This window comes from Streptomyces sp. NPDC001880 (genome assembly GCF_053594575.1).
Window position 1 is genome coordinate 166,724 of record NZ_JBSFET010000005.1, and the last position, 22,517, is coordinate 189,240.

Annotated in this window: 19 protein-coding genes; 2 read left to right on the forward strand and 17 right to left on the reverse strand. The window is 70.7% G+C overall.

Translation table 11 applies throughout. The features are described 5' to 3' along the window. Positions 1-243: 243 nt before the first annotated feature. Entirely contained in the window at positions 244-855 is a 612-nt protein-coding gene (locus tag ACWCQ6_RS05270) for an ALF repeat-containing protein (RefSeq protein WP_451085580.1), read from the reverse strand. Between the two features lie 221 nt (positions 856-1,076). Next, positions 1,077-1,601: a hypothetical protein gene (locus ACWCQ6_RS05275; protein WP_451085582.1), complete on the reverse strand. Its 525-nt coding sequence runs from the start codon at positions 1,599-1,601 to the stop codon at positions 1,077-1,079. Between the two features lie 247 nt (positions 1,602-1,848). Between ACWCQ6_RS05275 and ACWCQ6_RS05280 the strand changes: the two genes are divergently transcribed. Continuing rightward, on the forward strand, positions 1,849-2,481 hold the full coding sequence (locus tag ACWCQ6_RS05280) for a YceI family protein (protein ID WP_451085584.1): 633 nt from the start codon (positions 1,849-1,851) through the stop codon (positions 2,479-2,481). A gap of 153 nt (positions 2,482-2,634) precedes the next feature. Here the strand turns inward: ACWCQ6_RS05280 and ACWCQ6_RS05285 are convergent, their stop codons facing one another. The 13 genes from ACWCQ6_RS05285 to ACWCQ6_RS05345 form a co-directional block, all read right to left on the reverse strand. Next, positions 2,635-3,648, reverse strand: a complete 1,014-nt coding sequence (locus tag ACWCQ6_RS05285) for an NAD(P)/FAD-dependent oxidoreductase (RefSeq protein ID WP_451085640.1) — start codon at positions 3,646-3,648, stop codon at positions 2,635-2,637. 94 nt (positions 3,649-3,742) lie between these two features. Beyond that, complete coding sequence (locus tag ACWCQ6_RS05290) at positions 3,743-6,529, reverse strand: SpoIIE family protein phosphatase (protein WP_451085586.1); 2,787 nt, start codon at positions 6,527-6,529, stop codon at positions 3,743-3,745. A gap of 53 nt (positions 6,530-6,582) precedes the next feature. Next, the gene (locus ACWCQ6_RS05295) at positions 6,583-7,944 is read right to left on the reverse strand and encodes a hypothetical protein (RefSeq protein ID WP_451085588.1); all 1,362 of its coding nucleotides are present in this window, start codon (positions 7,942-7,944) and stop codon (positions 6,583-6,585) included. A gap of 97 nt (positions 7,945-8,041) precedes the next feature. Next, positions 8,042-9,649, reverse strand: coding sequence for a citramalate synthase (gene cimA, locus ACWCQ6_RS05300; RefSeq protein WP_451085590.1), 1,608 nt, complete (start codon positions 9,647-9,649; stop codon positions 8,042-8,044). 278 nt (positions 9,650-9,927) lie between these two features. Beyond that, a complete protein-coding gene (locus ACWCQ6_RS05305) occupies positions 9,928-11,262 on the reverse strand; it encodes an MFS transporter (protein WP_451085592.1) in 1,335 nt (444 codons plus the stop codon). A 98-nt stretch (positions 11,263-11,360) separates the two neighbouring features. After that, a complete protein-coding gene (locus tag ACWCQ6_RS05310) occupies positions 11,361-11,966 on the reverse strand; it encodes a TetR/AcrR family transcriptional regulator (protein ID WP_451085594.1) in 606 nt (201 codons plus the stop codon). 3 nt (positions 11,967-11,969) lie between these two features. Continuing rightward, entirely contained in the window at positions 11,970-12,971 is a 1,002-nt protein-coding gene (locus ACWCQ6_RS05315; protein ID WP_451085642.1) for an agmatine deiminase family protein, read from the reverse strand. A gap of 21 nt (positions 12,972-12,992) precedes the next feature. Next, positions 12,993-14,681 carry an urease subunit alpha gene (locus ACWCQ6_RS05320; protein ID WP_451085596.1) on the reverse strand — a complete coding sequence of 563 codons (1,689 nt, stop codon included), beginning with the start codon at positions 14,679-14,681 and terminating at the stop codon, positions 12,993-12,995. Continuing rightward, positions 14,678-15,358: an urease subunit gamma gene (ureA, locus tag ACWCQ6_RS05325; protein WP_451085598.1), complete on the reverse strand. Its 681-nt coding sequence runs from the start codon at positions 15,356-15,358 to the stop codon at positions 14,678-14,680. The genes ACWCQ6_RS05320 and ureA overlap by 4 nt, the downstream gene beginning before the upstream one ends. A 166-nt stretch (positions 15,359-15,524) precedes the next feature. Beyond that, on the reverse strand, positions 15,525-17,129 hold the full coding sequence (locus tag ACWCQ6_RS05330; RefSeq protein WP_451085600.1) for an FtsX-like permease family protein: 1,605 nt from the start codon (positions 17,127-17,129) through the stop codon (positions 15,525-15,527). Then, the gene (locus ACWCQ6_RS05335; RefSeq protein WP_451085644.1) at positions 17,126-17,668 is read right to left on the reverse strand and encodes an ABC transporter ATP-binding protein; all 543 of its coding nucleotides are present in this window, start codon (positions 17,666-17,668) and stop codon (positions 17,126-17,128) included. Before ACWCQ6_RS05335 ends, ACWCQ6_RS05330 begins: the two co-directional genes overlap by 4 nt. Positions 17,669-18,444: 776 nt before the next feature. Further along, the gene (locus ACWCQ6_RS05340; protein ID WP_451085602.1) at positions 18,445-19,533 is read right to left on the reverse strand and encodes a branched-chain amino acid aminotransferase; all 1,089 of its coding nucleotides are present in this window, start codon (positions 19,531-19,533) and stop codon (positions 18,445-18,447) included. Between the two features lie 232 nt (positions 19,534-19,765). After that, a complete protein-coding gene (locus tag ACWCQ6_RS05345) occupies positions 19,766-20,809 on the reverse strand; it encodes a 3-isopropylmalate dehydrogenase (RefSeq protein WP_451085604.1) in 1,044 nt (347 codons plus the stop codon). A 318-nt stretch (positions 20,810-21,127) separates the two neighbouring features. Here ACWCQ6_RS05345 and ACWCQ6_RS05350 point away from each other — a divergent pair, with 318 nt between their 5' ends. Then, positions 21,128-21,268 carry a hypothetical protein gene (locus ACWCQ6_RS05350; RefSeq protein ID WP_451085606.1) on the forward strand — a complete coding sequence of 47 codons (141 nt, stop codon included), beginning with the start codon at positions 21,128-21,130 and terminating at the stop codon, positions 21,266-21,268. A 23-nt stretch (positions 21,269-21,291) separates the two neighbouring features. Here the strand turns inward: ACWCQ6_RS05350 and ACWCQ6_RS05355 are convergent, their stop codons facing one another. Both ACWCQ6_RS05355 and ACWCQ6_RS05360 read right to left on the reverse strand, forming a co-directional pair. Continuing rightward, the gene (locus ACWCQ6_RS05355; RefSeq protein WP_329814433.1) at positions 21,292-21,420 is read right to left on the reverse strand and encodes a hypothetical protein; all 129 of its coding nucleotides are present in this window, start codon (positions 21,418-21,420) and stop codon (positions 21,292-21,294) included. A gap of 357 nt (positions 21,421-21,777) precedes the next feature. Next, positions 21,778-22,323 (reverse strand): GNAT family N-acetyltransferase, encoded by a 546-nt coding sequence (locus ACWCQ6_RS05360; protein ID WP_451085608.1) that lies wholly within the window; start codon positions 22,321-22,323, stop codon positions 21,778-21,780. Between the last annotated feature and the right edge of the window lie 194 nt (positions 22,324-22,517).

The following is a 22,517-nucleotide window of genomic DNA, read 5'->3' on the forward strand; positions in this document are numbered from 1 at the left end:
TTGGTGCAAACAACAGCCATCCACGCCACTGCACGCCCCACAAGGGTTGCCTTCCAGAGAAATCCGCAGGAGATCAGGTTGGCTGCCAGTTGTGCGGCGTCGGGAGTATCGGGAGTACCGAGCAGTGCCGCTGACATCTCGTCATGAATCGAGCCGCGATGTCACACGCCGCACGGCAGCACCATTCCGCTTGCCCCGTCTCCTCGCAGCCGCGTCCGCCGGGTGGCCGCCGGGGCCGGTCGGTCAGCCCGAGGTCGGCGGGGTTCGGCCGTCCACCTCGTACTGGCCGACTTCGATGAAGTAGCGCAGTTCCTCCGGGGTGCCGTCCACGACGTCCTGGGCCGCCGTGCGCAGGGCGTCGCTGATGTTCGGGTCGGCCAGGATCCTGAAGACGGCCTCGCGATCGTCCTCGGCCTGAGCGAGGCGCAGGCCCGTCTCCAGGAAGTAGCGCAGATCCTCGGGCGTGCCGTCCAGGGCCTTCTGCGCCTCCCGGTACACGCCCTTCCCGGTCTTCGGGTCGGCCAGGATCTTGAGGATGGCGACGCGGTCGTCCTCGGCCTGGGCGAGGCGCAGGCCCGTCTTCAGGAAGTTACGCAGGTCGTCGACCGTGCCGTCGAGTGCCTTCTGCGCCTCTCGGTAGACAGCGCTGCCGATGTCGGGGTCGGCCAGGATCTTGAGGACGGCGATGCGGAGTTCCTCCTCCGACATCGAGTCGTAAGGGGACTCGTCCTCCTGTGCTGCCGACGCGGTGATGGGTGAGGAGGCCGCCGCGGCGGCGAAGGACGGAGTGGAGAGCAGCAGGGCCGGGGCCAGGGCGCCTGCGGCCACGGCCAGTGCCGCACGGGTGAGTCTCATGGGTCTACCTGCCTCACGTCGAGGAAAGACCGGTACGCAGTGCACCGGCAGCCGCACGGCCTCCGGCGGCGAGGCATCTTCCCAAGGGGGCGGCTCCAGGCTCACTTCCCGGACCGGGCAGTGTTCGCCCCCGGCTCGTTGCCGACGTGATCACGCACCCGTGCGGGTGCCCCGTCCGGTGAACGGGGCACCCGCACGAACTGACGCTCGCGGTACGGAGATCAGCAGCCGCCGCAGTTGTAGTACGTCACGTCCCAGTGGTTGCCCTCGTCGGCGTAGATGTTGCCGGAGCCCGCCTTGTACTGGGGGGCACCGTCACCGCGCACACCGATGTAGGTGAAGACGTTGTGAACGTAGTTGGTGAGGCAGGTCGACTTGGCGAAGTCGAGCTTGTAGCCGTTCCAGTGGGAGTACGTGCCGCTGGCGTGCCCGGTCTCGGTGCCGCCGGTGATGTTCAGCGCGCAGCCCGTGGCGCTCTTGAGGGTCTGGGCGCCCTGGGCGGTGGCCAGGTTGAGCTGGTCGAACGAGGTGCAGGTGGCGACGTTGCGGTTGGAGCAGCCACCGGAGGACGACCAGGTGATCCCGGAGGAGCTGAACCGGGCGGTGGCCTGGGCGTGGGTGAGCTTGGTGACGGCGTGGGCCTGGGTGGCACCACCGCCCAGGACGCCGATGCCCGGGGCGAAGAGAACGCCCAGGACAAGGGCGAATGCGGTCAGGACGGGGCGCAGTCTCATAGCGGACGACATGGGGGGACTCCTCCTGCTCATGACAAGTAAGGGCATGCGCATACTGCCCGAGTTCTACGCGCGTCCGCCAGAGGGGGCGGCGATACGGCGCGGGAGTTGAGCCAGCGTTCGGCCGTCATTCACGAACACCCATGACATCAATGTTGAACATTGAACTAGATCGCGCTACAGTCTTGCTCGTTGAAGGTTAAACAACTGCTTCGACCGCTGGTCGCTACCGCTCGATCACGTCCCCCGAGGAGGAGCCATGGCTCTGTTCAACCGCAAGAACAACAACGCCCCGTCCGCCACCACCACCGCCACCGTCGCCCCCGCCGTGAATCCGGCCCTCGCCGCCCTCACCGGCGACTACGCGATCGACCCGGCCCACAGCAGCATCGGCTTCACCGTGCGCCACGCCATGGTCACCAATGTCCGCGGCACCTTCGGTGAGCACGAGGGCAGCCTGAAGCTGGACGGCTCCGATCCGGCGAACTCCACCGCGTCGATCGACGTCAGGATCGCCAGCGTCGACACCGGCATCGCCGACCGCGACGGCCACCTGGTCAGCGGCGACTTCTTCGACGCCGAGAAGTTCCCGCTCATGACGTTCCGCTCCACGCAGGCCGAGCAGCTCGGCGGCGACAAGTACCGCATCACGGGCGACCTGACCATCAAGGACGTCACCCGTCCGCTCTCCATCGACCTGGAGTTCAACGGCTCCGCCACCGACGTCTACGGCAACGAGCGGGTCGGCTTCGAGGGCAGCGCCGACATCCTGCGCTCCGACTGGGGCCTGACCTGGAACGCGGCGCTGGAGACCGGCGGAGTGATGGTCAGCGACAAGGTCAAGCTCAACTTCGACATCTCCGCGATCAAGTCCGCCGTGACGCAGGCCTGACGCCCACCGCCGCCCGACACTTCCGGCACCTCACGCCTGACGCCCGCCGCCGCCCGACACCTTCGGACCCTCGCCCCTCACGCCTGAACCCGAGCGCGCCCGCCCTCCCCTCCCCCGCCGGGGAGGGAGGCGGGCGCTCGGCGTCCGTCCCGGTCAGGCCCGGCGGGCGGCGACCGCGCGGTTCACGTCATCGGTGATCAGGTCCGCGTTGATCGCCGCGGCGGCCTGCACTCCGGCAGCAGCCACGGCGACGACCTGCCCCTTCGGGTCGGCGACATTGCCGGCCACCCAGACGCCGGGGGCCTCCGTCGCCCCGGCCGGGTCGGCGGCGACGTACGTGCCGATCACCTGGTCCGCCGCCTTCATCTCGGTCGCGTCCAGCCCCAGGCCCGCCAGGAAGTCGGCGCGGGCGGTGAAGCGGGGCTGCACCACGACGGCCTCGGCGGCGACGACCCGGCCTCCCGCCAGCCGGACGCCGGTGAGCCGGTCGTCCGTCACATCGAGACCGGTCACCTCGCCGTCCACCACGGCGATGCCACGGGCGGCCAGCTGCTCGTACTCCTCGTCCGTGAACTCGGGCCCGGTGTGGCGGAAAAGGGTGATGTCCGCACTCCACTGGCGCCACATCAGCGCCTGGTGCACGGCCAGCGGCCCGGTGGCCAGTACGCCGACCGGGCGGGAGCCGACCTCCCGGCCGTGACAGTACGGGCAGTGCAGGACCTCGCGCCCCCACCGTTCGGCCAGGCCCGGCACCGGGGGCAGTTCGTCGACGAGGCCGGTGGTCACCAGGAGCCGGCGCGCCACGACCGGGGCCCCGTCCTTCCGTACGACGCGGAATCCCTCGCCGTCGGACAGCCGCTCGGCGGCGACCGCAGCGTCCTGGACGACCTCTCCCCCGTAACGCGTCACCTCGTCCCGGCCGGCGGCCAGCAGCTCAGCGGGCGGAACGCCGTCGTGTCCCAGGTAGCCGTGCATGTGCGAGGCCGGGGCGTTGCGCGGCTGCCCGGCGTCGATCACCAGCACCGACCGGCGCGCCCTGGCCAGGGTCACGGCCCCGCTCAGCCCGGCGGCCCCGCCCCCGATCACCACCACGTCGTAGCGCCGGTCCCCACCGCCGTCCCCGGCGGTCGCCTCCTCGCGGCTGTTCACGCTGTCGTCTCCAGTCATTTCGCTCATGAGGAGCACCTCCCTTTCACGGGAGAGCGTCCGCAAAACAGCACTGTTCCGGCAAGCATCATTGCCGGAACAGCAAATTTCTTGCCTAGAGGTCGTTCTCCTCCGCTTCACCGACCGTCTGCTCCGACCAGATGACCTTGCCCGTCTCGGTGTAGCGGGTGCCCCATCGTTCGGCGAACTGGGCGACGAGGAACAGGCCCCGACCGCCCTCGTCCGTCGTCGCCGCGTAGCGCAGATGCGGTGAGGTGCTGCTGCTGTCGGACACCTCGCAGATCAGATTGCGGTCGTACAGCAGGCGGACCTCGATGGGCGCCGTGCCGTAGCGCACCGCGTTGGTGACCAGTTCGCTCAGGATCAGTTCGGTGACGAACGCCTCCTCCTCCAGACCCCGGTCGGTGAGCCACCGGGAGACGTTCTTGCGGACCCCGGCGACGGCCGCCGGATCAGTGGCCACGGCCCACTGGGCGACCTGGTCGGGATCGAGCGTGCGGGTGCGGGCCACGAGCAGGGCGACATCGTCCTCCGGCCGTTCGTGAAGCAGCGCGTCGAGCACGTCGTCGCAGGTCTCCTCCGGCGTCCGGTCGCGGCCGGCCAGGGTGTCGCGCAGCAGGTCGAGACCGGTGTCGAAGTCCCGGCCACGCCGCTCGACCAGACCGTCCGTGTAGAGGACCAGCCGGCTCCCCTCGGGTACGTGGAATTCGGCCGCCTCGAAGGGCATGCCGCCGATACCGAGGGGAAGTCCGGTCGGGACCTCGGGGAACTCGACGGTGCCGTCCGGGAGGACCAGCACGGGCCCTGGATGGCCGGCCCGCGCCACCGCGCAGTTCCCGGACACCGCGTCGTAGATCGCGTACAGGCAGGTGGCTCCGGCGATTTCGGCGCCACCGTCGTCGGCGGCCTCGTCCCGGTCGATCCGGCTGACCAGTTCGTCGAGATGCCCGAGAAGTTCGTCGGGGGCCGGATCCAGCGAGGAGAAGTTGTGGACGCTGGTGCGCAGCCGCCCCATGGTGGCCGCGGCGTGCACCCCGTGCCCCACCACGTCGCCGACGACCAGCGCCACCCGGGCGCCGGACAGCGGAATGACATCGAACCAGTCGCCGCCGACCCCCTCGTACGCCGGCAGATAGCGATGGGCGACCTCCAGGGCATTCTGCTCGGGCAGGGCGCGGGGCAGCAGGCTGCGTTGCAGCGTCACGGCCAGTGCGTGCTCCCGTGTGTAGCGGCGGGCGTTGTCCACACCCACCGCGGCCCGGGCCACCAGTTCCTCCGCGAAGGACATGTCGTCGTCGTCGAAGGGTTCCGAATCACCCGAGCGCCAGAAGTTGGCCATGCCCAGGATGGTGCCGCGCGTGTGCAGCGGCACCGACACGATCGAGTGGAATCCCCGCTCCCTGATCCGCTCGGCCACGCCGGGATCCCAGTTCCGCCAGCCCAGCCTCATGAATTCGCTCCGCAGATCGGCATCGTCGCTGTGCGCACGCATGGCCCGGGTCCTGGTGGGGACGAAGCCCACCACATGGCCGACGGGGTACAGCGGATGGTCCGCGCGCACCGCCGCGACGGCGGTGCGGCGCATCTCCAGCGTGCCGCCGTCCGGCGTGACCGGTTCGTCGCCGCGCAGTACGGGGTCGGCGAGGTCGACCGTCGCGGCGTCGGCGAACCCGGAGATCGCCACGTCCGCCAGCTCCTGCGCCGTCCGGTTCACATCGAGCGTGGTGCCGATGCGGGCGCCGGCCTCGTACAGGAGCAGCAGTCGTTCGGTCGCGAGTTCCGCCTGTCCTGTGACCGCGCGGAGTTCGGTGGTGTCCCTCAGGGTCACCACGGTGCCGGGCGGCCCGCCGCGCGTGTCGGTCGGGCGGAGGTTGACGGCCAGCAGCCGGTTGCCGGCCCGCAGCACCTCGTCCGTGACGGTCCGGCCGGAGACCAGCAGTTCCGCGGTGTCCGGGGCCAGCCCGAGGTCCTTCACCGCCCGGCCCTCGGCGTCCGGGGGCAGGTCGAGGAGTCTGCGGGCCTCGTCGTTGGCGAGGGTCAGCCGCTGGTCGGCCTCGACGATGAGGACGCCCTCGCGGACCGCGTGCAGCACCGCGTCGTGGTGCTCGTACATCCGGGTCATCTCGGCAGGTCCGAGGCCATGGGTCTGACGGCTCAGTCGCCTGCTCAGGAGTACCGCGCCGCCCGCGGTGAGTGCGAGGGCGATCGCCGCGGCGCCCGCACTGAGCGGGATGGAGCGGTCGGCCACGGCGTTCACCGACTCGACGGTGATCCCCACCGAGACCACGCCTGCGATCGAGCCGTCCGTCCGGGGCACGGGCGCGATCGAGTTGACCGCGGGCCCTCGGCTTCCGGTGAAGGTGCGGGTGAGCCCGTGCCCGTCCAGGGCCTCCTTGTAGGGGCCGAGGACGGGTTTGCCGATAAGCGCCGGGTCGGGGTGGGTGTAGCGGATGCCCTCGGGGCCTGCCAGAACCACGTAGTCGACACGGGTCAGCTTGCGGACCTCCTCGGCTCGCGGCTGGAGGATCGCGGTGGGGTTCCTGCTGTCCAGTGCGGCGGCGGTCCCGGGCGCGTTGGCGAAGGACTCGGCGACGCTCAGCGTGCGGGCCCGGGCCTCGGACGTGGAGTCGCGGCGGCCCTGCACCACCAGAGCGACCGCCCCGGCCGTGACGAGCAGCAGCACGAGGCAGAGGACGAAGACGAAGACCTGTCCGGCCACGGTGTGCACGCTGAACAGGGAGCGCGGTCCGCGTTTCGGGGGCCGGCCGGTCGCGCCCGCGCCGGACGGCGCGGGGGCCTGACCCGTGCGTCCTCCATCGTGCCGATGTGATCGCCGGACGGAGCGCCGCAGCCGCGCCCGAAATCGGCCGATACCAGACATAAGTTCAGGTCTAGCATGAATCGCTCCTGCCCGAGCGGTCGCTGGTCAGCGGCTCAGAACCCGCCCCCGTCGAAGCCCCCGCCTCCCCCGTCGAAGCCTCCGAAGCCCCCGCCGTCGAAGCCCGAGGGGTCGAAGTCGGAGCCGGAGAAGTCGCCGCCGCTCCAGTCCCCGCCGGAGCCGAAGTCGCCGCCGCCGTACTCCGCCGCGTACGCCGGACTCGACAGCATGGAGCCGAGCGCCGTGCCGACCAGCAGCCCTGGGAGCAGGCCGCCACCGAAGTAGCCGCCCGCCCACGGACCGTACGCCGGGCCCGCCTCCCAGTACGGGCGGCGGCCGTCGCCGGTGTCGACGGTGCGGCTCAGCGGTTCCTCGCCCTCGCGCAGCCGGAGCTCGTCGGCCGCGCAGACCGGAACCTCACGTGCCGTTCCGCCGGACGGGGACCACTGGACGTCGGCGACCGAGAGGCCGTGGCGCGGGTCGAAGAAGCACGGCGGGCGGCGGGCGGGGAGTTCGCCGCCGGTGCGGCGGGCCTCCAGGACGGCGAGGGAGAAGCGCCCGTCCTCCAGGGCCTGGGTGACCCCGCGCACGTCGGAGGGGTGCCGGGCCCCTTCCATCCGGGACTTCGCGCTCTCGTAGGAGTCGAGTGCCCGCTCGTAGTCCGCGCGCATGTTGTCGTCGGCGCCCGGTTCGGCCGGGTGGAAGTCGAGCCGGTCGAGGGTCTCGCCGTACGCGGTGATGTCCTCGTCCACGACGACCCGGAGCTTGTCGAGCGCGGCCCGCTCCTCGGCCTCCTTGCGCCTGCGGCCGCGGCGGACGAGCGCGTAGGCCGTGCCGCCGCCCAGCACCAGGACCACGCCGGCCGTGATCAGCCCGACAGCGGAGGAGGACCCGCCACCCCCGAACGAGCCGCCCCAGGAGGCGGGGGCGCTGCCCCGGGCCTGCTCGACGGCCCGGTCGACGAAGGCGTTCAGCTGCGTGGCGGCGTCGGTGTCCGCGCCGGGCGTCTTCACCGCGGCGGTGAGGTTGTCGACCGCCTGGGTCGACATCACCTGGGGGTCGGCGCCCGCGTCGAAGCCGTCGCCGAGGCGGACCGCGTAGACACCGGTGATCCCGGTGTCGGTGCGCAGGGTCGCCAGCAGGGTATCGGCGGGGAACGCGGAGGTCCGGGGCAGCACCGCCACGAACACGGGCTTGTCGGCGTCCTTGATCTTCTTCGTCAGGGCGGCGGCCTCACCCGTTGAGAGCTGGCCGGACGCCGCCGGGTCGACGTACACCGGCCCCTGGCGCAGGGCCTGCGCGACGTCGTCGACGGTGGATGCTCCCGTGGCGGGCGCACCGGGTGCCACGCCGAGGACGGCTGCCGCCAGGATCAGCAGCAGGCCGACCAGCATCGCCGGGAACAGCCTGTTCCGCATACTTCGAAGCTAACCCGGATGGGCACCGTCTGCGACAGCCGCGAGCGGTCCGCCCCGGCCGAAGACCGGGGCGTGGGCCGGGGCGGTCCCGCGACGGCTACTCCGTGGGCTCGATCCCCGCCCGCAGCAGGCCGTAGGTGTACGCGTCCTCCAGGGCCTGCCAGGACGCGGCGATGACGTTGTCCGCCACGCCGACCGTGGCCCAGTCGCCGGCCCCGTCGCCCGTGGTGATGAGGACTCGGGTGGTGGACTCGGTGCCGGTGCGGCCTTCCAGGATGCGGACCTTGTAGTCGATCAGCTCCAGCTTGGCGAGCTGCGGGTAGATCCGTTCCAGGGCGACCCGCAGCGCCCGGTCGAGGGCGTTGACCGGGCCGTTGCCCTCGGCGGTGGCGACGATGCGTTCGCCCTTGGCCCAGAGCTTCACGGTCGCCTCGTTGGCGTGCGTGCCGTCGGGGCGGTCCTCGACGATGGCGCGCCAGCACTCGGTGCGGAAGTAGCGGCGTACCCGGCCCTCGGCCTCGGCGCGCAGCAGCAGTTCGAAGGAGGCGTCGGCGGCCTCGTACGTGTAGCCCTTGAGTTCGCGCTCCTTGACCCGCTCGACGACGCGGCCGACGAGCGCGCGGTCACCGCCGAGGTCGATGCCGAGCTCCTTGCCCTTGAGCTCGATGGAGGCGCGGCCGGCCATGTCGGAGACGAGCATCCGCATGGTGTTGCCGACCAGGGCGGGGTCGATGTGCTGGTAGAGGTCGGGGTCGACCTTGATCGCGGAGGCGTGCAGTCCGGCCTTGTGGGCGAAGGCGGAAACACCCACATAGGGCTGGTGGGTGGAGGGCGCCAGATTGACGACCTCGGCGATGGCGTGGGAGACGCGGGTCATGTCGGCGAGCGCGCCCTCGGGCAGGACGGCCTTGCCGTACTTGAGCTCCAGGGCGGCGACGACGGGGAAGAGGTTGGCGTTGCCGACCCGTTCGCCGTAGCCGTTGGCGGTGCACTGGACGTGGGTGGCGCCCGCGTCGACGGCGGCGAGGGTGTTGGCGACCGCGCAGCCGGTGTCGTCCTGGGCGTGGATACCGAGCCGGGCGCCGGTGTCGGCGAGCACGGTGGAGACCACGGCCTGGACCTGCGCGGGGAGCATGCCGCCATTGGTGTCGCAGAGGATGACGACATCGGCGCCGGCCTCGGAGGCGGCGCGTACGACGGCCTTGGCGTACTCGGGGTTGGCGCGGTAGCCGTCGAAGAAGTGCTCGCAGTCGACGAAGACCCGGCGGCCCTGCTCACGGAGGTAGGAGACGGTGTCGACGACCATCTCCAGGTTCTCTTCGAGGGTGGTGCGCAGCGCGAGTTCCACATGGCGGTCGTGGGACTTGGCGACCAGCGTGATCACCTGGGCACCGGACCCCAGCAACGCCTTGACCTGGGGGTCCTCGGCCGCCTTGCCACCGGCCCTGCGGGTCGCGCCGAAGGCGACCAGCTCGGCGTTCTTGAACTCGATCTCCTGCTGCGCGCGGGCGAAGAACTCGGTGTCGCGGGGGTTGGCGCCGGGCCAGCCGCCCTCGATGAAGCCCACGCCGAAGTTGTCCAGGTGCCGGGCGATGGTCAGCTTGTCCGCGACCGTCAGGTTGATGCCTTCACGCTGGGCCCCGTCGCGCAGTGTGGTGTCGAAGACGTGGAAACTGTCGTCGGTGGCCTTGGCCTTGGTGGTCATGCTGGTCTGACTCCTGTCGGATGAGCGGATCCGGACGATCTGGCTCCACTTGCCCCCATCATCCCGTGTGCCTCGCCCCGGCCGAGGTGAGGGCCGGAAAACGAAAAAACCCCTCGCGGGTGCGAGAGGTCTGCGCGCGGGTCTGGGGCACGGTGGCCGTGCCGCACATGGTGGTGCGGGACGGTCACTGCGGACCGGCGCGCCTGCTGCCGATAATCATGGCGTACGAGGGCACGGAGGCAGTCTTGCACAGGGCCGCCTCCGTGCCCCGCCCCGTCTCAGGATGCGGGCGTGACGCTGGTCGCTCCGGACGGCTCCGTGCTCCCCCGGTCCGCTTCCCCGGCGCCGACCCGGCCCAGGTCGATGTCGCGGGTCTCACGCATGGTCAGGTAGACGACCAGGGAGACCGCCGCGCAGCCGGCCACGTACCAGTAGTAGCCGGACTCGATGCCCGCCTTCTTGAACCAGAGCGCCACATATTCGGCGGTGCCGCCGAAGAGCGCGTTGGCGATGGCGTACGGGAGGGCGACGCCCAGGGCGCGGATGCCGGTCGGGAAGAGCTCCGCCTTCACGCAGGCGTTGATCGAGGTGTACCCGGTGACGACGACCAGGGCGAGCAGCGCCAGGCCGAAGGCGGGCCAGAACGTGCCCGCGTGCTTGAGCATCGTCATGATCGGCACGGTCAGGAAGGTGGAGCCGACGGCGAAGGAGATCAGCAGCGGGCGGCGGCCGACCCGGTCGGAGAGCAGGCCGGCCAGCGGCTGGATGCACATGAAGACGAACAGGGCGCAGAAGCTGACGAGCGAGGCGGTGGGTTTGTCCATGCCGGCGCTCTTGGAGAGGAACTTCGAGAGGTAGGTCGTGTACGTGTAGTACGCGACGGTCCCGCCCATGGTCAGTGCCATCACCAGGAACGCCTCGCGCTTGTGCTGCCACAGAGCCTTCAGCGTGCCGCGGTCCTCCTGCTCGGCGGCGCCGGACTCCGCGTACACCTCGGTCTCCAGCATCGAGCGGCGCAGATAGAAGACGACGGCGGCACCGAGCGCACCGACGATGAACGGGATGCGCCAGCCCCAGCTGTGCAGGGCCTCCTCGGACATGTTGCGCTGCAGCACGATCTGGAGGCCGAGGCCGATCAGCTGCCCCGCGGTCATGGACACGTACTGGAAGCTGGAGGCGAAACCGCGCCGGTTGGGGGCGGACGCCTCGGTGAGGTACGTGGCGCTGGCGGCGTACTCGCCGCCGACGGACAGGCCCTGGAGCAGCCGGGCCACCAGCAGGACGGCGACACCGCCGTACCCCGCGACGTCGTACGTCGGCGCGGCGGCGATGAGGATCGCGGAGGCCGACATCAGCGTGACGGTGAGGGTGAGCGCGGCCTTGCGGCCCCTGCGGTCGCCGATCCGGCCGAGCAGCCAGCCGCCGACCGGCCGCATGAAGAAGCCGACGGCGAAGATGCCCATGGTGTTCATGAGATTGGCGGTCTCATTGCCTTCGGGGAAGAACGAATCCGCGAAGTAGACCGCGAAGGTCGCGTAGACGAACCAGTCGAACCACTCGACCATGTTTCCGGCCGAGCCGACCCAGATTTTCTTCCACTGCTCTCGTCCCATGGTCCGTCACCGTGCCCGAACAGCGGGGACCGGAACAAGGGCGCCGTGCGCAACGATCGCGCGTACTTACGTGCGTTTCGTTCACGGCCCGGCGGCCGCTACCTGACGGCGAGCGATTCCTCGATGAACTCCCCGACCTGCGCGAGGACTTGGGAGCGGCCGGTGCCGGGGAGGCCGACCGCGAGATGGACGCTGAAGCCGTCGAGCAGGGCGCGCAGCCGGGTCGCGAACCGTTGCGCGTCGACCGGGCGGAACTCCCCGGCCGACGCGCCCCGCTCCAGCAGGTCCACCAGGTCGCGGTGCCAGGCGGCTTCGATGGCGGCCTGGCGGGCGCGCGCGTCGTCGTCCGCGTTCCGCGAGCGGTTCCACACCTCCAGCCAGAGCGTCCAGTGCGGATCGCGGTGGCCGTCGGGGAGGTACAGGTCGATGTACCCGTCGAGCCGTTCGCGGGCCGTCGCCTGACCCGACAGCAGGGCGCGCCGCTGTGCGCCGAGCCGTCCCTCGCTCCACTCCAGGGTCTGGAGCAGCAGCTCGTCCTTGGTGCGGAAGTAGTAGAGGAGGTGTCCGCTGCTCATCCGGACCTCGCGGCCGAGTCCGGCCATGGTGAGGCCGTCGAGCCCCCGTTCGGCGATGGTGGCCATGGCGGCGGCCAGCAGCTCCTCACGGGGCGGGGCGGTGTTGCGACGGCGTGGCGCGGGGGGCACGGTTCAGACCTTCGGCTGCTGCTGTGTGATGCAGTGGATGCCTCCACCGCCGGCGAATATCGTACGGGCGTCGACGAGGGTCACCGTACGGTCGGGGAACAGCTTGCCGAAGATTTCCGCCGCTTCCTTGTCGCGCGGGTCGTCGAAGGCGCAGAGAACCACACCGCCGTTGCAGAGGTAGTGGTTGATGTAGGAGTAGTCGACCCACTCGCCGTCCGCCTTCAGCACGGTGGGTGCCGGGACCTCCACGACGTTCAGGGAGCGGCCCCTGGCGTCGGTGGCGGCGCGCAGGATGCGCACGGTCTCGCGGGTGATCTCGTGGTCGGGGTGGGCCGGGTCCGGCTGGACGTGGGCGACGACGGTGCCGGGGCGGGCGAAGGCGGCGACGATGTCGACATGGCCGAGGGTGCCGTACGTGCCGTAGTCACCGGCCAGTCCGCGCGGCAGCCAGATGGCCTTCTCGGTGCCGAGCCGGGCATGGATCTCGGACTCGACCTGCTCTCGGGTCCAGTCGGGGTTGCGCTCCTTGCCGAGCTGGACGGTCTCGGTGAGCAGTACGGTGCCCTCGCCGTCCACATGGATGGCGCCGCCCTCGTTGACCAGCCGGGAGCTCTGCACGGGTACGTCGGCGAGCTCGGCGACGGAGCGGGCGATGTGCTGGTCGTTGTCCCAGCGGGCCCAGTCCTGGGCGCCCCAGCCGTTGAACGTCCAGTCGACGGCGGCCAGTCGCCGGCCGTCGGTGACGAAGGTGGGACCGATGTCCCGCATCCAGGCGTCGTCGAGGGGGCGGACGGCGAGTTCGACGTCCGGGCCGAGGAGCGCGCGGGCACTGTCCTCCTGGCCGGGGCCCACCACCATCGTGACGGGTTCGAAGCGGCGCACGGCGCGGGCGACGGCGGCCCAGGCGGCGCGGGCCTCGTCCAGTTCGGCGTCGGTGTCGAAGGTGGGGTTGGGGCCCGGCCAGGCCATCCAGGTGCGTTCGTGCGGGGCCCACTCGGGCGGCATGCGGAAGGTCACTGCGGGTCCTTAGAGGAAGTAGAGGCGGTTGAGCGAGACGGATTCGGCGGGCTCGGAGCGCAGCGGGTCGCCGTCCAGGGTGACCAGACCGTTGCGGGCGTCCACGGCGACCTCGCCGGTACGGGAGTTGTGGATCAGGTCGCCGGGGCCGATGCCCCGGGTGCCGCGCACGCCGACGCGGCGGCGGCGGGTGGGCATCGAGTCGGCGCCGAGCTGGGCCGCCGCCTGCGAGACGAAGGCCACGGAGATGTCGGCGGCGGTGGCTCCGTACGCCCCGAACTGCGGCCCGAGGACCAGGGGTTCGCAGGTGTCGGTGGCGGCGTTCGGGTCGCCCGTGACCCCGTACGCGGGGAAGCCGGACTTCAGTACGAGCTGCGGCTTCGCGCCGAAGAACTCGGGCCGCCACAGCACGATGTCGGCCATCTTCCCGGTCTCGATCGACCCGATCTCGTGCGAAAGGCCGTGGGCGATGGCGGGGTTGATGGTGAGCTTGGCGATGTAGCGCAGCACCCGGGCGTTGTCGTCCGCCGGGCCGTCGCCGTCCATCGGGCCGAGCTCGGCCTTCATCTTCCCGGCCATCGCGAAGGTGCGGCGCACCGTCTCACCGGCCCGTCCCATGCCCTGCGCGTCGGAGGAGGTGATGCCGATGGCCCCCAGGTCGTGCAGCACGTCCTCGGCGCCCATCGTCCCGGCGCGGATGCGGTCGCGGGCCATGGCGGCGTCGCCCGGCAGGTCCGTCTTGAGGTCGTGTACGGAGACGATCATCCCGTAGTGCTCGGCGACGGCGTCCCGGCCGAAGGGCAGCGTCGGGTTGGTGGACGAGCCGATGACGTTCTCGACGCCCGCCATCTTGAGGACGTTGGGGACGTGTCCGCCGCCGCAGCCCTCGATGTGGAAGGCGTGGATCGTGCGGCCCTCCAGGACGCGCAGGGTGTCCTCGACCGACAGGCACTCGTTCAGCCCGTCGCTGTGCAGGGCGACCTGGACGTCGTGCTCCTCGGCGACCCGCAGCGCGGTGTCCAGGGCGCGGGTGTGGGCGCCCATGTCCTCGTGCACCTTGAAGCCGCAGGCCCCGCCCTCGGCGAGCGCCTCGACCAGCGGGGCCTGGTGGGAGGACGAACCCCGGCCGAGGAAGCCGATGTTGACCGGCCAGGCGTCGAAGGCGTTGAAGGCGTGGCGCAGCGCCCAGGGCGAGTTGACGCCGACGCCCCAGACCGGGCCGAACTCCTGGCCGATGATGGTGGTGACGCCGGAGGCGAGCGAGGCCTCCATGATCCGGGGCGAGAGCAGGTGGACATGGGTGTCGACGGCGCCCGCCGTCGCGATCATTCCCTCGCCGGAGACGATGGTCGTGCCGGTGCCGACGACGACGTCGACGCCGTCGAGGGTGTCCGGGTTGCCGGCCCGGCCGATCGCCGCGATCCGGCCCTCACGGATGCCGATCGACACCTTGCGGATGCCCTGCACGGCGTCGATGACCAGCACGTTGCTGATGACGATGTCGCAGGTGTCGCGGACGGCGGCGGCCTTGAGGTGCAGCCCGTCGCGGGCGGTCTTGCCGAAGCCGGCGAGGAACTCCTCGCCGTACGCCTGCGCGTCGGACTCGACGCGGACGGTCAGACCGGAGTCGCCGAGCCTGACCCGGTCCCCGGCGCGCGGGCCGTGCACGGAGGCGTACTCGTACGGATCGATGCTCATCGCTCAGCTCCCAGATATCCGCAGGCGGCGGCGCGTCGCAGGGCCTCTTCGCGCGCGCCGGGGGCGTCCAGCGGGCCGTCCACCAGGCCCGCGAAGCCGATCGCGATCCGGTCGCCACCGATGGGAACGAGCCCCACCTCGACGGTTTCGCCGGGACCGAACCGGGCGGAGGACCCGGCAGGAACGCAGAGCCGCATCCCGTAGGCCCTCGCGCGGGCGAAGTCGAGCCGGGGGTTGGCCTCGAAGAAGTGGAAGTGCGAGGTCACGGAGACCGGCACGGTCGCGGTGTTGTGGACGGTCAGCCGCACCGCGGGCTCCGGCTCGGGTGTGGCGGGCCCGGGGAGGACGGCCCCGGGCGCCTCGTCGCCCAGCCCGTCGCCGAGCGGCCGGGAGACCACGGCGAGCCGCGAGCCGTCGTCGAAGACGGCCTCCACATGGACCTCGGTGACGACATCGGCGACGCCCGGCAGCACGTCGTCGGGGCCGAGCACGGACCGGGCGGCCTCGATGGCCTCGGCCAGCCGGCGCCCGTCCCGGGCAGCCTCGCAGACCGTGTCCGCGATCAGGGCGGTCGCCTCGGGGACATTGAGCCTGAGCCCCCGGGCGCGGCGGGCCCGCGCCAGTTCGGCGGCGCTGAAGAGCAGCAGCCGGTCACGTTCCGTAGGAGTCAGTCGCACGTCTCCACACCTCTCGGTTAGAGCAGCACTCTAACTCACACTTGGAGCAGTGCTCTAAGTGTGTGAGAGGGCACACTCCAGGAGCCGGCGGACGTGTCCGGGCACATACGGAAGCCGCGCCTGGCGGTCTCCCGCTCCCACGGGGGACCGCCGGTGCCGACCCGGGTCAGTCGCGGCGGATGAGCTCCGGATCGATGCGGCGCCCGGCCAAGGGCCAGGTGCCCACCGTCGCGAGCACGAGAACGCCGGCCATGGCGGCCACCAGCAGGGGGACCCCCGCGCCGTCCCAGAAGATCTCGCCACCGCCCGTGATCAGATAAGCGGACTCAGCGGCCTTGCCTGCCACCAGCGCGAGAACGAGACCGATGGCGAGCGGCAGGAGCACCTGCGTGCACTGGACCAGCCGCAGGGTGCGCGCCCGGGCTCCGAGCAGGGAAAGCGCCGTCACCTGCGGGCGGCGTTCCACGGCCCGGTCGGTGACGGAGACAAGGAACGCGGCAACGCCGATGACCAGACCCATCACCATGCCGAGCGCGAGCAGTGTCTCGATGACGGTGATCTGCTGGAGACCGTCGATGTTGATGCCGGCCGGGTCCACGTCGGCGGTCGGTGCGATGGCGCCGATACGGTCGAGGACCGCGCGCACACTCGCTGGGTCGGAAGCGCCGGCGAGAACGAGCCTGCCGGAGACCGGCTTCGCGTGCGCCGGGAGCGCCGAGGGCGGTACGAGCAGACCGGGACTGGGCACGTTGGTGACATCGAAGCCGTCGAACAGCACGGTGGCGCGCGGCACTTCGACCTTCAGCGAGGCCTGCCTTCCGCCCGCCGCCAGGCGGAAGGTGGAGGTGGTGAGCGGCTGATCGGAGACCTGCGGGTCCCTGAGGCGGAGCACCTTGCCCTCGACGCAGCCCTCGGCGTGCCGAACCAGCTTCGCGAACTGCGCGCAGGTGGCGACCAGAGCCGGGGCCTGCGCGTCGGGCGCGGCATCGGGATCCGTCCGCGGCTCCATGACGAGGGCGTGCGCGGCCACGCCGGGAATGTCGCGCAGTCGCCGCTGCTGGTCCTCGGTGAGCCGGGACTGCGACAGGCTGTACTCCTGCGACGGTGAGTCGTTGTGGGTGATCTGGCGTTCCTCCACCAGGACGCCCTGGGCGAGCGACGCGGAGAAGACCAGCAGGACCAGGCCGGTGACCACACGCATGGCACTGCCGGGTTCGACTTCGTTGCGCCGCATGGCCATGCTGAGCGCGAGACTGCCCGACCGGGCGAGCCACCTGGCCAGGGCGTACGAGAGCAGCGGCATCGTCATCACGAGGCCGAGCCCGGTGAGCAGCACACCCCCGGGAACCAGCAGGGAGTTCATGCCGGTGCTCTGCGCCGGGTGGTCGGTGAAACCGGTCGCGCAGTAGCCGACGACGATGCCGAGCCCACTGACGAACAAGAGGCCGCCCCAGAGGCGGGGCGCACGGGGCACTGCCGTGCGCCGGGTGCTGAGCGGATCGGCGGCAGCGGCACGGGCACTGGCCCGGCCGACGAACCAGGCGAGAGCGGGGCAGCCGAGCAGGCAGACGGCGAGGGTGGTGGCGGACAGAGCACCGTCGCCGGGGTACCACTTCAGGCCGGGCAGGCCCGTCCTGGCCATGATCTGGTTGAGCAGCCAGAACTCGGCGAGCCCGAGTGCCGCACCGAGCAGCGCCGCGACGACGGTCTCGGCGGCGTTGACGCGCTGGGTGCCGAACAGCAGACGCAGGCCGAGGAGGAACTCCCTCATGAGGCCGGGCCTTTCGACTCGAGCACGCCGTCGGCCATGGTGTAACGCCGGTCGGCCCGAGCGGCCACGTTCGGGTCATGGGTGACCAGGAGCACGGCGGTGCCCTGCGAGCGGGCCAGTCCGAGGAATTCCTGCAGGACCGTGGCCGCGTTGGCGCTGTCGAGCGAGCCCGTCGGTTCGTCGGCGAAGACCACGGCGGGCCGGTGGACGAGCGCCCGCGCGACGGCCACGCGCTGGCTTTGCCCGCCGGAGACCTGCGAGGGGCGGCGCTCACGCAGGTCGGCCATACCGAGGCGGTCGAGCACCTCGCCGGCCGCTTCGAGGGCGGGGCGCTTGCGCTGTCCGGCGAGACGCAGCGGCAGGGCGGTGTTCTCCTCGATGGTCAGCTCGGGGAGCAGCTCGCCGTACTGGAAGACGAAACCGAACCGCTCGCGGCGCAGCGCGCTGATGTCCTCGTCGTCCAGCTGGTCGTAGGCCCGGCCCTCGAACCGCACCTGGCCCCGGGCGGGCGGCAACACGCCCGCGAGGCAGTACAGCAGCGAGGACTTGCCGGAGCCGCTCGCTCATGTAGTGCTTGGCCACCGAGCAGTTGTCGGGGTGGAACGAGCCGCGGTCACGGCAGGCACGTATCCAGGCGTCGCTGGTGCACCGGGCGGCGCCGTCGTACGTGTAGTAGTCCTTGTGGACGGTCTTCTTCTGCTTGCCGTTGTAGCGGTTCCAGCTGTACCCCTCGACCTTGACCTGAACATGGACGTTGTGGCCGTCGCCCGCAGAGGTGTCCTGGAGGTCGCCCTTCCAGTGGAAGGCTCCGTGCTTGGCGCCAGGCGCCTCGAACTTGTAGTAACCGTTCTTGAACTTGACGCCCGAGCTCGAGAGCGTCGGGATCTTGTGCCACGAGGCAGTCGCCCCGATGTCCTTGTTCCCTCCGGTCGCACCTGCGAACGCGGTCCCCGCACCGGCCGGAAAGAGTCCGGCGGCGAGCACGCCGACGGCCAGCTTTCGATTCATTCTCCCGTTTGTTGTTGGTCAGTCCGCACTTGATCGCGGAGCCGACAACTTAACTCCCCTTCATTCACCGGTCAGTTGGTTTTCCGCAACCTGGAGAGCCGCATCACGGACTCCGCGGATTCACTTGTGCAGACCCTGTAGCGCTTGATCCAGAAACGACAGTTCGACGATTCGAGTGATGTACCGAAAGCGCCACGGTGGTATGCGACTGCACAGATCAGGGCATGGCGACAGCCGGGCACAGCACGACGAAGGCCGCGCCCGGCTGTTTGCCGGGCGCGGCCTTCGTCTGCGCGGAACCGGCTGATCAGCCGAGGGGGTGCATCCAGCCGTGGGTGTCCTCGGCGACGCCGCGCTGGATGTCCAGCAGGCGCTCGCGCAGCTTCATCGTGACCTCGCCGGGCGTGCCGTCGCTCTGGGCCCAGTCGCCGCCCTCGGACTTGACGGTACCGACCGGGGTGATGACGGCCGCGGTGCCGCAGGCGAAGACCTCGGTGAGGGTGCCGTTCGCGGTGTCCTCACGCCACTGCTCGATGGAGACGCGGCCCTCCTCGGACTCGTAACCGAGGTCACGGGCGACCTTCAGCAGCGAGTCACGGGTGACACCGGCGAGCAGCGAGCCGGTCAGCGTCGGGGTGACGATCTTGTTCCCGTACACGAAGTACAGGTTCATGCCGCCGAGTTCCTCGACCCACTTGTGCTCGACCGCGTCGAGGTAGGCGACCTGGTCGCAGCCCTTCTCGGCGGCCTCGGCCTGGGCGAGGAGGGACGCGGCGTAGTTGCCGCCGGTCTTGGCGTCGCCCAGGCCGCCGGGGACGGCGCGCACCCGGTTCTCGGAGAGCCAGATCGAGACCGGCTTCACACCGCCGGGGAAGTACGCGCCGGCCGGCGAGGCGATGACCAGGAACAGGTACTCGTTGGAGGGCCGCACACCGAGACCGATCTCGGTCGCGATCATGAACGGGCGCAGGTAGAGGGACTCCTCGCCGCCGTGCGCCGGAACCCAGGCCTCGTCCTGCTTGACGAGTGCGTCACAGGCCGCGATGAACATCTCGACGGGCAGCTCGGGCATGGCCAGCCGGCGGGCGGAGCCCTGGAAGCGCTTGGCGTTGGCCTCGGGGCGGAAGGTGGCGACCGAGCCGTCGGGCTGGCGGTACGCCTTGAGACCCTCGAAGATCTCCTGCGCGTAGTGCAGGGTCATGTTGGCGGGATCGATCGAAAGCGGTCCGTACGGCACGAGCTGGGCGTCGTGCCAGCCGCGGCCCTCGGTCCACCTGATCGTCACCATGTGATCGGTGAAGTGGCGGCCGAATCCGGGGTTGACCATGCTCGCCTCGCGCTCCGCGTCGGACAGCGGGTTCGAGGAGGGCTTGAGCTCGATCGTGGGCGTCGTCATGAGTGCGTGTCCTTCACCGTTGTGTATGTCGGACCGCACTCACGTCGCTCCTGCCAGACAGGACGTCCGAGCTTTGTCGCGAGCTGCGGCCCCGTTCGATTATCGCTCCCGGGTGGCCGTGCACGAAACGACGCGTTTGCGGTCCAGTGGTCGATGGTCGCACCCGGGGCCGCACAAGGTGAAGCCGCCGGGCGCGGCTGCTGCCCGGCGGCTTCGAAACGGAGTCGTCGGGTCAGTTCGCTACGCGTACCGCGAGCGCGTCGCCGATCTGGTCGGTCGTACGGCTGGTCACGCCGTCGCGCTCTGCGAGATCGGCACAGACGGCGTCCTCGATGCGCACGGCCTCGGCCTCGTGGCCGAGGTGGCGCAGCAGGAGGGCGACGGAGAGGACCGTGGCCGTCGGGTCGGCCTTGCCCTGGCCCGCGATGTCGGGGGCGGAGCCGTGGACCGGCTCGAACATCGACGGGAAGGCGCCCGTCGGGTTGATGTTGCCGGACGCGGCCAGGCCGATGCCGCCGGTCACGGCAGCGGCGAGGTCGGTGAGGATGTCGCCGAAGAGGTTGTCGGTGACGATGACGTCGAAGCGCTCCGGCTGGGTGACGAAGAAGATCGTCGCGGCGTCGACGTGCAGATAGTCGGTGGTGACCTCGGGGTACTCGGTCGCGACCTTGTCGAAGATGTTCTTCCACATGTGGCCGGCGTACACGAGGACGTTGTTCTTGTGCACCAGCGTCAGCTTCTTGCGCGGGCGGGCGTTCGCCCGCTCGAACGCGTCACGGACGACACGCTCGACGCCGTACGCGGTGTTGACGCTGACCTCGGTGGCGACCTCGGCCGGCGTACCGGTGCGCAGCGAGCCTCCGTTGCCCGTGTACGGGCCCTCGGTGCCCTCGCGGACCACGACGAAGTCGATGTCCGGGCGGCCGGCCAGCGGCGTCGCGGTGTTCGGGAACAGCTTCGACGGCCGCAGGTTGATGAAGTGGTCGAAGGCGAACCGCAGCTTCAGCAGGAGCCCGCGCTCCAGGACACCCGACGGCACGGAGGGGTCGCCGATCGCACCGAGCAGGATGGCGTCGTGGCCCTTGAGGGCTTCGAGCTCCGCGTCCGGGAGGGTTTCACCGGTGCGGTGCCAGCGCTGGGCGCCAAGGTCGTACTCCTTGGTCTCCAGCTTCACATCCTCTGGGAGAACAGCGTTGAGGACCTTGAGGCCCTGGGCCACGACCTCCTGGCCGATACCGTCACCGGGGATCACTGCGAGACTGATGCTGCGAGACATGTCCGCACCCTACTGCTCGTCCCACCCCATGACACGTAACGTCCACGATACGGACACGCGGGGAGCTGTGCGTGTACCGCTCACCTACCCGACGGCACGGTGTCGGGCCGTGGGTGGATGTTCCGCTCCATGGACATCCCCCTGAACATCCCCCGTTCGGAATCCCCGATCCGGAATCTCCGAGAAGCCCGTCGGCCACATGAGCATGGCGGAGCAGCACGAATATCTGCGCACCCGGCCGCCCCGGCGCGGCGTGCCGCGTACGAGACCGGCACCGGGCTCGCCGCTGTCAAGGGCGGCGGCAGGGTTACCGGGACCGTGGGGTGGTCCGGGGCACGCTGCGCAGGGCTCTCGTTCCTGAAGGTGGAGGTGGCGCCCGGCCGGCACGCCCGGACGATGGTCACCGCGCTCGCCGAGTCGGGCGAGCGCATCGACCACTTCGAGTTCAGCCGGGGCTGAACAGAGCCTGAGCAGAGCCGGTCTCAGTGACCGGTGGAACCGCCGTTGTCCCTGCGGTCGAGGGCTCGCTGGAGGGCGGCGGCGGCATTCCGGCGCTCCGACTCGGTCGGGCGGTGGGCGCGGCGGACACGGCGGGCAGTCGTCTGAACCATGATGGATCGACTCCTTGAGATCGCGAGGATTTCGAGATCGAAAATCGTGAAGCTGATTTCGAGATCAGGATTTCGAGGTGCCGGAAGGGGCGGGGAGCCGGCGCCGCAGGGATTGCCTGCACAGGGGCGCACGCTCACGACCGCCAGTCGCTGGATCTAGCGTGACGTTCGGCTTCTACAAACGTAGGGCAGCTCGGCCGGTCTGTCTCCACAATTACTCGGACTTCCTACTATCTGAGACGGTGGTTTACCGCCGGCCTTCCCCGGATTCCGGACGAGAGCCCGGACGGCAGGACATCGTGCCTGTTCAGAGGGGGTGACACGGCCGACGGACCGCCCCGTCGGGGCGACTGTCGCTCACATCACGTCGCCGTCCCGCCAGTCGAAGACCAGCGTCCCGGAGCCGACGGGCAGCCCTCGGCCGGCCGCGCCGCGGACCAAGGTGCTGCCCTCCTCGTCCGGCAACCGCTCCACCCCGTACCGCGCCTGCACCGCGACCCGCCCCGGCCACACCCGCCAGCCGCGCCCGGTGTACAGCGCGGCCCCGGCGGCCGACGCGGACAGCGCGCCGAACGTGTACGCCCCGTCGACGACCTCCTCCAGCGCGGCCATGATCCGCCCGCCGAGCCCTTCCCGGCGCCGGTCCGCGCGGACCGCCACGGCCTCCACGTAGCCGATCCGGTACGAGCGGCCCAGGTGGACCACCCGGCGCTGGACGACACTGCCGTGCGCCAGCAGTCCACTGCCGTCGCGCACCCATGCGTGGATGCCGCCGAGGCCGTGGTCCCAGTCGTCGTCGCTGAAGTCGCCCTCGAAGGCGGTGTCCAGGAAGACGCGGATCTCGTCGAGTGCGGCCGGGGCCAGCCGGCAGGTGTGTGCGGTACGCAGGATCGCCTCGGTCATGTTCCCCAGCCTCTCAGGCATCACGGCCACCAGGTACTCAGTCGGCCGGGCTCGCAGCGACGCTGCCATCCTGGGTGTCGCTGGCCGGGGCGGCGGCCCGGGGTTCCCGGACGCTCACCGTGGGGCTCGGCTTCGTCGCCTGCCCCGGGGACCGGTCCCGGAAATGGAAACCGCCTCCCGGCCGGCAGGGGAAC

Coding starts and splice junctions, on each gene's coding strand:
- ACWCQ6_RS05295 (WP_451085588.1), bottom strand. CDS start 7,944: ATGCGGAACAGGCTGTTCCCGGCGATGCTGGTCGGCCTGCTGCTGATC.
- ACWCQ6_RS05340 (WP_451085602.1), bottom strand. CDS start 19,533: ATGACGACGCCCACGATCGAGCTCAAGCCCTCCTCGAACCCGCTGTCC.
- ACWCQ6_RS05330 (WP_451085600.1), bottom strand. CDS start 17,129: ATGAGGGAGTTCCTCCTCGGCCTGCGTCTGCTGTTCGGCACCCAGCGC.
- ACWCQ6_RS05360 (WP_451085608.1), bottom strand. CDS start 22,323: ATGACCGAGGCGATCCTGCGTACCGCACACACCTGCCGGCTGGCCCCG.
- ACWCQ6_RS05305 (WP_451085592.1), bottom strand. CDS start 11,262: ATGGGACGAGAGCAGTGGAAGAAAATCTGGGTCGGCTCGGCCGGAAAC.
- ACWCQ6_RS05355 (WP_329814433.1), bottom strand. CDS start 21,420: ATGGTTCAGACGACTGCCCGCCGTGTCCGCCGCGCCCACCGCCCGACC.
- ACWCQ6_RS05315 (WP_451085642.1), bottom strand. CDS start 12,971: ATGCCGCCCGAGTGGGCCCCGCACGAACGCACCTGGATGGCCTGGCCG.
- ACWCQ6_RS05345 (WP_451085604.1), bottom strand. CDS start 20,809: ATGTCTCGCAGCATCAGTCTCGCAGTGATCCCCGGTGACGGTATCGGC.
- ACWCQ6_RS05320 (WP_451085596.1), bottom strand. CDS start 14,681: ATGAGCATCGATCCGTACGAGTACGCCTCCGTGCACGGCCCGCGCGCC.
- cimA (WP_451085590.1), bottom strand. CDS start 9,649: ATGACCACCAAGGCCAAGGCCACCGACGACAGTTTCCACGTCTTCGAC.
- ACWCQ6_RS05275 (WP_451085582.1), bottom strand. CDS start 1,601: ATGTCGTCCGCTATGAGACTGCGCCCCGTCCTGACCGCATTCGCCCTT.
- ACWCQ6_RS05290 (WP_451085586.1), bottom strand. CDS start 6,529: ATGTCTGGTATCGGCCGATTTCGGGCGCGGCTGCGGCGCTCCGTCCGG.
- ACWCQ6_RS05280 (WP_451085584.1), top strand. CDS start 1,849: ATGGCTCTGTTCAACCGCAAGAACAACAACGCCCCGTCCGCCACCACC.
- ACWCQ6_RS05285 (WP_451085640.1), bottom strand. CDS start 3,648: ATGACTGGAGACGACAGCGTGAACAGCCGCGAGGAGGCGACCGCCGGG.
- ACWCQ6_RS05270 (WP_451085580.1), bottom strand. CDS start 855: ATGAGACTCACCCGTGCGGCACTGGCCGTGGCCGCAGGCGCCCTGGCC.